Source organism: Nakamurella sp. (genome assembly GCF_048594475.1).
Taxonomy (GTDB): Bacteria; Actinomycetota; Actinomycetes; order Mycobacteriales; family Nakamurellaceae; genus Nakamurella.
Map to the genome: position 1 here is coordinate 1 of NZ_JBMDXT010000145.1, position 9,919 is coordinate 9,919.

Below are 9,919 nucleotides of genomic sequence, written 5' to 3' on the forward strand. Positions count from 1 at the left end.
GTGCGGTGACCGATCGGCTCACCGCACGGTCCGCCGCCGGCGGAACCGGTGGCACCGACCGCCCGTCCCGGTCCGTGCGCGGATCGACCCGGCCCAGCCACTGCATCCGGATCGGTGAGGACGGTGGCAGACCCCGCGCCGACAGGAACGTCCGGAGCACTGCCACATCGGGTCCTTCCTTCCGACCGGCCATCAACGCTGGTGGCCGGGTCGCGACCGGGGTCACGGCCCGGCGGGCCGGCCGACGGCGTCGTCGCCCGGGACATCCGACCGAACCCCATCGGCGATCCGAGCATAAGGGTCTTTTGGCCCTGAATGTCCAGGTCCTCGCCGCATCCCCCGGTCGGGTGGTGGTCAGCTTCCCGAACGGTGGGCACCGATGCCGGACTGGACCCGATCGATGAGCGCGTCCGCCCGCCGGAGCTGCGCGTCGTGCTCGGCCGCGGTCACCACCTGCGCGTCCGGCCCGGGGAACACCACCGCTTCCCGCCCGTCGTCGACCCACCGCACCGCGTAGGGCGGGGCCCCGCCACCACCGACGCCGAGGATCTCGGCCCGACGATCGTGGTGGCCCTCGGTGTGGCTGCGCACCACCAGCCAGTCGCCCACCTGTGCCCGCATGTCCGGCCTCCTTCACCGCGCCGACGACCGGTGCGCCGGTGGCGGGCGATGTGCCGCCACCGGTGCCGGCCCGGCTCCCATTGCAGTCCTCGGGCGCCGGGCCGGCACAGGGGCCAAGGTCCCGGCCGGCGCTACCAGCTCCGTTCCCGGCCTTCCGGACGCACCACGACCACCGGCACCGGGCTGCGGGCGATCAGGTGCTGGCTGGTCGAGCCGAGCAGCAACCCGCCGAGGCCGCTGTGGCCACGGGAGCCGACCACGGCCAGGCCCGGCCGATCCGCGTCGGGTCCGCGGCGCAGGCACTCCAGCAGAGCGGGCGCCGGCCGCCCGCGCCGGACCACCTGCTCGACGGGCACCTGCGGGTATTTCTCCTGCCAGGGCGCCAGCTGCCCGGCCAGCAGGGTGAGCGCGCCGTCCAGGTCGGTGCGGCGCGGCGGCCGGCCCTCGTCGGCCGGCCACGGCTCGGTGTCGTCCAGCACGAGCACGGCCAGCAGCCGGGACCCGCGCAGGGACGCCTCCTCGAAGGCGTACCCCATCGCGGCGGCGCCGGACGCGCCTCCGTCCACGCCGAGCAGCACCGGTCGGTGCAGCCCGTTCCCGGACAGGTCGGTCGCCGGGACGACCGCGACCGGTGAGTGGGCGTGCGCGATGACGTGCAGGGCGACCGCGCCGACCAGCACCTCCACCAGGCGGCCCCGGCCGCGGCTGCCGATGACGGTCAGTGCGGTCCGGGCCGACGCGTCGACCAGGGCCCGCCGCGGATCGGTGAACTCCAGATCCGTCCGCACGTCCAGATCCGGGTGCAGGTCGCGGATGACCGAGGCCGCGTGGTCCAGCCGGGTGCGGTTGACCTGGCGGGCCGCCTCGAGGACCGGCGGCGGGAAGACATAGTCGGAGTGGCCGGCGACCGGCTCGTTCATCGCCAGGATGACCCGCAACGGAAGCCTCCGCAGCTCGGCCTCTTTCGCCGCCCAGTGGGCGGCGGTCAGGGCCTCGACCGACCCGTCGACCCCCACCGTGATCGACATCTCCTCGACGACCATGTGCCGTCCCTCCTGCCGTCCCGCCGCCTGGCGGTTCCCACCTGCCGCGCCGACCCCGACGTCACGGGCTCCGGGGCGGCACCCCGCCGGGGTGTCCGACCGCGCCGGCCCGGCATCGTCTCCGGCCCCGAGTGTTCCGACGGGCCGGTCGTCGCGATAGGGCACAAGGTCCCCGGGTCCCCGTTGCGCGTCCGGGGCGGGTCGGCAAGGGACCTTCGACCCGGTGAGTCCCCACCAACGGCCGGTCAGGTGGACGCGTCCGGCGGATTGACTGGTGGTTCCGTGGCCGGCCGGCCCGGGCACCCGACCCGCAGTCATCGGAGGTGGTCCATGGTGGGATCGCCGCCGGCGACCGGCCACCCGTCGCTGGGCCGCGCCCTGACCGACAGCATCCTGCGGGCGTTGCCGGCCGCCGACCGGGACCCGGCCCACGACGTGCTGGCCGGGGCGGGAAAGCGGATCGACGCGCTCCTGGAGGCCATGCTGATCGTCTCGTCCGGGCTGGACGAGGAGGTCACCCTGCGGCAGATCGTCCAGGTGGCCACCGATCTCACCCGGTCGGCCTACGGCGCCCTGGGCGTCGTCGACCGGCGCGGCCGCACCGGGACCTTCGTCCAGGTCGGGATCGACGACGCCACCGCCGCCCGGATCGGATCGCCGCCGACGGGCCAGGGCCTGCTCGGCGTGCCGATCGAACAGGACCGCCCGATCCGCCTCACCGACCTGTCCCGGCACCCGGCGTCGGCCGGGTTCCCGCCGCATCATCCGATCATGCGGACCCTGCTCGCGGTGCCCATCCGCGCCCGCGGGGAGACCCTCGGCCGGCTCTACCTGTCCGGCAAGCCGGGGGAGGAACCGTTCACCGCCGACGACGAGATCATCGTGCAGGCGCTGGCCGCGGCGGCCGGGATCGCCATCCACAACGCGCGCCTGTACGCGGCCGCGCGGGACCGGCAGGCCCGGGTCGAGGCGATCGCCGAGGTCACGGCCGAACTGCTGGGCGGCACCGACACGGTCGCCGCGCTGCGGTTGATCGCGGCCCGGGCGGGCGAGCTGACGGGCGCCGACCACACGTTCATCGCGCGGCCCGCCGACCCGCCGCCGGGGTCGGCGGTGCCCACCGAGCTGACCGTGGCCGTCCGGGTCGGCCTCGATCCGGCGACGCCCGGTCCCCGGCGCCTGCCGATCGCCGGTTCGACGGTGGGCCAGGTGTTCCTGGATCGCGTCGCGCGGCAGGTCGCCCGGCTCGCCGACGACGTGGGCGGGGGTGTCGGGCCGGCCCTGCTGGTCCCTCTCGGGACCGGCGGCGGCGCCGGGGGTGGCGGCGTGCTGATCACGGTCCGGCGGCTCGGGGCCGCCCCGTTCGGCGATCCGGAGCTCGCCCTGGTCTCCACCTTCGCCGACCAGGCGGCGATGGCCCTGGACCGGGCCGACCTGCGGCTGGCCCGCCGTGAGGTCGACCTGCTGCGCGATCGGGACCGGATCGCGCAGGACCTGCACGATCAGGTGATCCAGCGGTTGTTCGCAATCGGGCTCGGCCTGCAGAGCACGCAGAAGCGGGAACCGGACCCACTTCTGGCGGACCGGATGACCGACCACATGGACCAGCTGCACGCGGTCATCGAGCAGCTCCGATCGGCCATCGTCGCCCTGCGGACGGCGCCGGGCCGGCCGCCGTCGCTGCGCGGGATGCTGCTGGACCTGGTGTCCGAGCTGGCCAGCGACCGGCCGGTGAGCACCGCGGTCCGGTTGGCCGCCGAACTGGACGATCTGCCCGCCGATCTGCGGGAGGACGTGACCGCGGTCGTCCGGGCCGGGCTGCGCCACGCGCTCGGACAGCCCGACACGTCGGAGGTGACGGTGACCGCCACCGTCGACCCGCTGCACCTGACGGTCGAGGTCGCCCACGACGGCGGCGCGGCGCCGGGCGCCGCCCCGGCCCCGGCGGATCCCGCGCCCGGCGGCCGCCGGTCGCTGACGCTCACCTCCTCGCCCGCCGGGTCGACCGTCCTGACCTGGGTCGCGGCGCTGGGGTAGCGCCCGGACCGGTCCGCCGCGGGCTCACGGGGGGTCGCCGGTCAGCGGATCGGGCGGCAGCGGGGACCGGTGGACCCCGGGCGGGAGATCGCCGTGGGTGGCGCGGTAGTCGGCCAGGTAGGCGGCCACCGCCGTCGGCAGCGTGGGGAAGATGCGCTCCGCGCCGATCTTGTCGACGAATCCGGCGGCGCGCAGATCCGCGAGCAGATCCTGTTTCACCCGGGCCATGGCGAATACGACGCTGCGGGCGGCCAGGTCGGCCCGCAGCTGGTCCAGCGCGTCCGCGGCGGTGATGTCGATCTCGACATTGGCCTCGGCGTTCAGCACGAACCAGGCCACCGGCCCGGGACCGGCGGCGGCCAGCGCCCGGCGCCGGAAGTCGTCGGCGTTGGCGAAGCACAGCGGCGCGTCGTACCGGTACACGACCAGGCCGGGAATGCGTTGAGCGGACGGGAAGTCGTCGACGTCATGCATGCCGGCCAGTCCCGGGACGTACCCGAGGATGCCGTCGTGCGGCCGGGCGACCCGGCGCAGCAGGTCCATCACCGACAGGCCGACCGCCACCCCGATGCCGGCGATCACCCCGAGGCCGAGCACGGCCAGGGTGGTCAGCAGGGTCAGGGCCAGCTCACTGCGCCGGAAGCGGGCGATCCGCCGCATCTCGCGCAGGTCGACGAGCTGCAGCGCCGCGAAGATGACCAGCGCGCCTAGCGCCGGCCGCGGGAACACACCCAGCAACGGGCCGGCGGCGAGCAGCGTCACCAGCACCAGCCCCACGGCCACCAGGGAGTACAGCTGGCTGCGAGCACCGACCGAGACGGCCAGGGCGGTACGGCTGCCGCTGGAGCTGACCGGGAAGCCGTGCAGCAGCGACGAGGAGATGTTGGCCGCGCCGAGCGCGGCCCATTCCCGGTTCGCGTCGATCGCCAGGCCCTGCTTGATGGCGAAAGCCCTGGCCGTCAGGACGTTGTCGGTATAGCCGACCAGGGTGGTGCCGATCGCCGGCAGCAGCAGCAGGGCCACGTCCGCGGGGGCCAGGTCGGGCAGCGCCGGGACCGGCAGCCCGACGGGCACGGCCCCGACCACCTCGATCCCGTCGTCCCCGAGGGAGAAGGCGGCGACCACCACCGCCGCCGCGAACACCATGATCAGCGGTCCGGGAGCCCGCGGCGCGAGCCGGTGGAGCACCAGCAGCCCGGCCAGCAGCACCCCCGACAGCGCGACCACCGGCCACCGCACGCCGGCCAGCCCGGACCCGAAAGACGTCGCCTGCGAGAGGAAGCCGTCCCCCGACACGGTCACTCCGGTCACCTTGCCCAGCTGCCCGGTGATCATGATGACGGCGACGCCGGCCATGTAACCGACCAGCACCGGGCGGGACAGCAGATCGGCCAGGAACCCCAGGCGCAGCAGCCGGCCGAGCAGGCAGATGCCGCCGGTGAGCAGGGCCAGCGTCGCCGCGAGCGCGGCGTAGCGGGCCGGGTCGCCGGCGGCCAGCGGCATCAGCGCCACCGCCGTCATCAGCGCGGTGGTGGACTCCGGACCGACGGACAGCAGGCGGGACGAGCCGAGGACCGGGTACACGATCAGCGGGCCGATGATCGCCCACAACCCGGTCACCGGGGGCAGGCCGGCCACCTCCGCGTACGCCATGACCTGGGGGATCAGGTAGGCGGTCACGGTCAGCCCGGCGACCGCGTCGCCGATCAGCCAGGAACGCCGGTAGCCGCGGAACGGTTCCGGCGGTCGCCAGGCCCTGGGCACCCGGTCCCGGCCCGGTCAACGCACCCCGAACCCGGGATGGCGCACGACGATCACCGGGCAGCGCGCGTGGGTGGCCAGGGCATGGCTGGTGGAACCGAGCAGCATGCCGGCCAGGCCGCCCCGTCCGTGGCTGCCGACCACCACTGCCGCGGCGTCGGCGGCGTACGCGAGCAGGCCGGGAACGGGACGGCGGGGCGCGAGGACCTGGCGGACCCGGACGTCGGGGTAGCGCTCGACCCACCCGGCGAGCCGTTCGGCCAGTAGCGCCCGTTCCTGCTCCGCGAGGGAGCCGGGGTCGATCAGCAGTGGTTCCAGCCGCCGGGCGTCCAGGGCCGGATCGTTCCAGGCGTGCACCGCGACGAGCTCGGTCCGCCGGAGCGCGGCCTCGGCGAAGGCGAAGGCGACCGCCGCCTCGCTGAGCGGGGATCCGTCGACCCCGACGACGATCGGTCCGTCCGGGAGATGGCCAGGGGGCACCACGGCCACCGGCGCCGGGTTGCCCGAGGTCACGGCGAGCGCGACCGAGCCGAGCAGGACCCCGGTCAACCGGGACGTGGCGGCATGGCCGACCACGGTCAGCCGGGCGCCGGCCGAGACCGCACGCAGGACGACCTCCGCCCGGCCGGGCCGCAGGACGCGGGTCACGGTCAGCTCGGGATGCCGCCGCGCCATCTCCGCCGCGGCCGCCCGCAGGACCTCGCGCCCGTGGTCCCGCAGGCCCCCGAGCAGATCGTCCGGCACGGGGTTGTAGCCGGGGAAGCCGCCGGTCGCCGGCCGGCGATAGGCATGCACCAGCACCAGCGGGGCATGCCGGCGGGCCGCCTCATCGGCGGCCCAGCGCAGGGCCGGCCGGGAGCCGGGGGCGCCGTCGAGCCCGACGACCACGGCGCCGGGCGGGCCGCTGCCGTCGCCGTCGGGGCCCGGGTCGGCGCCCGGCTCGGCGGGGCGAGGGGCGGCGGGCTCGGAGCCGGGGCGGACGGCCGGGGCGGCGTCGACCGCGTGCGGGTGCTTCCTGGGCGTCATGGCCGTCCCTCCCGGTCGGTCGGCGAATCACGCGATGTCCGAACGGAGTCCGACGGTGCTCCCACCGGCCCACGAGCCGCCAGGGCCGATGGTCCCGATCCCGGTGGCGATCCGGTTGTGCCTGGCCGGCAACGCGTATCGCCGCACCCCGCGAGGGCCAAGGCCTCTACCCGGACCGGCCGGCCGGACCTAGGTTCGAGCGCGATGCCCCGTCCGCGAACGGCGGACCGGCAGCCCGATGAGCCGGCCCGGCCGGCCGAGGAGGTCGTCATGAGTGCGCTGCAATCGCGGGAACCGGTCGGCGGCGAGGTCGCCCCGTCGACGTGGATGGACCGGATGCTCGACGAGTGGATCAAGGCGTTCCCGCAGGTGCGGACGTTCGGCCTGCCCTGGCCCGGGCCCGTCGAGGAGCTGATCCGGGTGGACGAGTTCCAGGACGGCGCGGTCCGGGTGATCCGGGCCGACCTGCCCGGCGTCGACCCGGCCAGGGACGTCGAGATCACGGTCGCGCACGGCCTGCTGCACATCAACGCCCGGCGCCGGGAGGAACGGGACGTGGACGAGAAGGACCTGCGGCGCCACGAGATCCGCTACGGCAGCCTGACCCGGACCCTGCCGCTGCCGCCCGGGGCCACCGAGGCCGACATCGCGGCGACCTACCGCGACGGCATCCTGGAGATCAGGGTTCCGCTGACCCGGCCGGCCGGTACGGCCGCGCCCACCACGGTGCCGGTGACCAAGGGCTGAGCGGCGGCCGGGCCGGGCCGTTCCACGAGCCCGCGGCCAGCGGCCGGTAGGGGCAGGGATCGGCCGCGGACCGGAACGGCGTCCAGCCGCCGGCGGGCAGCCCGGCTCGCGGGCCGCCGGCGGCGGCGCGGTCGGCCATGATCAGATCGCACTGCCGGGCGGCCGGGACCGATCCCGGGTGCATCAGTTCCATCCGGACGGCCTCGGCCAGCGCCCGGCCCGGGCCGACGGCGCCCGGTCGGGACGCGTCGTCCGGGGTCCTGGGTCGCGCGGTCGCGGCCGGTCGCGCTCGTCCCCGGACCCGGGCCACCCGGACCAGCGCACGCCAGCCGGCGCGGGGACGGTGACGTGGGGTCAGGACGGTCACGGGTGCTCCTCAGCGGCTCGCAGCCCCGACCCGCCGTCCCCGGCGGCTGCTACGAATCCGGGTCAGCCCACCGCGGATCGGCGTCCCGGTCCAGGGACCTACGGCCCGAGGACGGGGCCGGGTCGGGGTCAGGGGCCCGGCCGGGGCCCTCGGCCCCCAGCAACGCCGAGACGTCGGCGTCCGACACGTCCGGGGGCGGCGTCGAGGCCGGCTGCTCGGCCGGCCGGTCGTCCGGCCCGCGGTCCGCGCCGCCCGGTTCGATCGGGCCGCCCGCCTCGTCCGGCGGCAACTCGTTCAGGTGTCCGTCGACGGCCTCGGAGCGCCGTTCGAGCAGCGCCTCCTCCAGGTCCAGGTCGTGCTGCATCTGCCGCAGCACCTCCTCGGTCAGGTCACCCTCGTTCCGCATCGTCACGATCACCGAGCGTTCGACGGCGAGCAGCGAGCGACGCCAGTCGGACAGTTCACCCAGCCGCCGGCCGAAGGCCCGGGACCGGTCACCGTCGTCCCAGTTGCGCCAGTCGCGCAGGGCGGCCCACTTGCGCATCAGCTCACCCTGGTTGCCGGTCAGCTCGCCCGACCGGCACAGCTCGTCGACCTTGTCGTTGATGGCCGCGTTGACCCGGGCGTGGGCCCGCGCCCGCTCCCGCTCGTCGTCGCCGCGCGGGTCCTGCCGCAGGTGCAGCCGCCGGATGACCCAGGGCAGGGTCAGGCCCTGCAGCACGAGGGTGCCGATGATGACGCCGATGGTGCAGACCAGCAGCAGCGAGCGGGACGGCGTGTCCAGCGGCAGGGTCTGGGCGGCGGCCAGCGACACCACGCCCCGCATACCGGCCCAGGAGACGGCGACCACCCCGGGCCAGCTGATCGGGCTGCCGCGCCGCCCGAGCCTGGACAGCACGTGGATCAGCGAGATCCAGACCGGCCGGCTGACCACGACCGCGACCAGGACGGCGCCGATGACCAGGAAGACCGAGCCCTGCCCGGTGTCCAGCGACGCGAAGATGCCGCGCAGCTGGAGCCCGATCAGGGCGAAGACCGTTCCTTCGAGCAGGAAGCGCAGCGCCGCCCAGGTCGCGTTCTCGGTGAGCCGGACCGAGGCGGGCACCTCCGAGGGCGAGCGGTGACCGAGGACGAGCCCGGTCACCACGACGGCGAGGATCCCGGACGCGTGGACGGCCTCGCCCAGCAGGTAGGCCGCGAACGGGGAGACCAGCGAGAGCGCGGTCACGGTCAGGGCGGAGTTGCGGCCCGGACCCAGCCCGGCCGCGAGCACCCGGCGCCGCACGAGCGAGAGCAGCAGGCCCAGGCCCCCGCCGAGCAGCAGGCCGCCCGCCGCGGCCCAGGCGAACTCGCCGAGCGCGGGCGCCCAGGCGATGGAGGCGACGGTGAACGCACTGATCGCCACCTTGAGGGTGACCAGGGAGGTGGCGTCGTTGAACAGGGATTCGCCCTCGAGCAGGGTGACCAGCCGGCGGGGCAGGCCGACCCGGCGGGCGACGGCGACGGCGGCCACCGCGTCCGGCGGGGCGACGATCGCGCCGAGGGCCAGGGCGACCGCGAACGGCAGGCCGGGCAGCACCGCGGTCACCGTGACCGCGACGGTGAACGCGGTGAGCAGGACCAGCACGACGGCGAGCTGGAAGATCGGCCGGACGAGCTGCCGGATCGCGATGGCCGACGATTCCAGCGCCGCCGCGAACAGCAGGGGTGGCAGCAGCACGAAGAGCACCAGATCGGGGCGGATCTCGAACGGCGGGATCCCCGGGACGAAGGACACCCCGAAACCGGCGAGCAGCAGCAGGATCGGGGGCGGCACCGGGGTGCGGCTGGCCAGGCCGTTGACCAGCAGGACCCCGAGTACGAGCCCGACGACGGGCACCACCTGCTCCATCGGTCTCCTTCCGCCGGCCGGCCCGCTCCCGGAGCCGCCCGACGGCGGGCGGCCGCCCGCCGCCCGGCACCGTGTCCACACCGGCGCGATCCGTACCGGCGTGGACCTCAGTACCCGTCGCGGTGGTCCGCGACGCCTGCCCGCGCGCGGCGTCCGCGGGCTACCAGCCGAGCCGCACCGCGTCGTGGACGACCGGTTCGCCCGACGCCGCGGCGAACGCGAGCAGGGCGTCGGTGAGCTGCGTCGCGTCCGCCGGGTCCATCCGCCGCACGATCCGGGCCAGCGCCTGCCGCCGCCGGGCGGTCACCGTGCTCACGACCGCGCGGCCGGGCGGCCCGGGGGCGCGCGCCAGCGCCCGCCGGGCGGGCGGGGTCGCGGGGGGGGTCACCCACCCCCACCCCCCCCGCTGGTCCACCCGCCCCGGGG

Annotated in this window: 7 protein-coding genes and 1 pseudogene; 2 read left to right on the plus strand and 6 right to left on the minus strand. The window is 75.8% G+C overall.

All coding sequences use genetic code 11. From position 1 onward, the window contains the following. Positions 1-354: 354 nt before the first annotated feature. Both ACOJUF_RS07250 and ACOJUF_RS07255 read right to left on the minus strand, forming a co-directional pair. Positions 355-621 (minus strand): DUF1918 domain-containing protein, encoded by a 267-nt coding sequence (locus tag ACOJUF_RS07250; protein ID WP_420121190.1) that lies wholly within the window; start codon positions 619-621, stop codon positions 355-357. A 131-nt stretch (positions 622-752) separates the two neighbouring features. Next, on the minus strand, positions 753-1,664 hold the full coding sequence (locus ACOJUF_RS07255; RefSeq protein ID WP_420121191.1) for a universal stress protein: 912 nt from the start codon (positions 1,662-1,664) through the stop codon (positions 753-755). A gap of 330 nt (positions 1,665-1,994) precedes the next feature. On the opposite strand from ACOJUF_RS07255, the gene ACOJUF_RS07260 reads away from it, so the two are divergent. Continuing rightward, positions 1,995-3,701, plus strand: coding sequence for a GAF domain-containing sensor histidine kinase (locus ACOJUF_RS07260; RefSeq protein ID WP_420121192.1), 1,707 nt, complete (start codon positions 1,995-1,997; stop codon positions 3,699-3,701). Positions 3,702-3,725: 24 nt separating this feature from the next. On the opposite strand, the gene ACOJUF_RS07265 is transcribed toward ACOJUF_RS07260, so the two are convergent. Both ACOJUF_RS07265 and ACOJUF_RS07270 read right to left on the minus strand, forming a co-directional pair. After that, positions 3,726-5,465 (minus strand): SulP family inorganic anion transporter, encoded by a 1,740-nt coding sequence (locus tag ACOJUF_RS07265; RefSeq protein ID WP_420121193.1) that lies wholly within the window; start codon positions 5,463-5,465, stop codon positions 3,726-3,728. Between the two features lie 15 nt (positions 5,466-5,480). Next, positions 5,481-6,488: a universal stress protein gene (locus ACOJUF_RS07270; RefSeq protein ID WP_420121194.1), complete on the minus strand. Its 1,008-nt coding sequence runs from the start codon at positions 6,486-6,488 to the stop codon at positions 5,481-5,483. 270 nt (positions 6,489-6,758) lie between these two features. Between ACOJUF_RS07270 and ACOJUF_RS07275 the strand changes: the two genes are divergently transcribed. Continuing rightward, complete coding sequence (locus ACOJUF_RS07275; RefSeq protein ID WP_420121195.1) at positions 6,759-7,235, plus strand: Hsp20/alpha crystallin family protein; 477 nt, start codon at positions 6,759-6,761, stop codon at positions 7,233-7,235. 416 nt (positions 7,236-7,651) lie between these two features. On the opposite strand, the gene ACOJUF_RS07280 is transcribed toward ACOJUF_RS07275, so the two are convergent. Together ACOJUF_RS07280 and ACOJUF_RS07285 are read right to left on the minus strand one after the other, a co-directional pair. Next, positions 7,652-9,493, minus strand: a complete 1,842-nt coding sequence (locus ACOJUF_RS07280) for a Na+/H+ antiporter (RefSeq protein WP_420121196.1) — start codon at positions 9,491-9,493, stop codon at positions 7,652-7,654. 160 nt (positions 9,494-9,653) lie between these two features. Next, positions 9,654-9,919 (minus strand): annotated as a pseudogene (locus tag ACOJUF_RS07285) (MarR family transcriptional regulator); the annotation flags it as partial.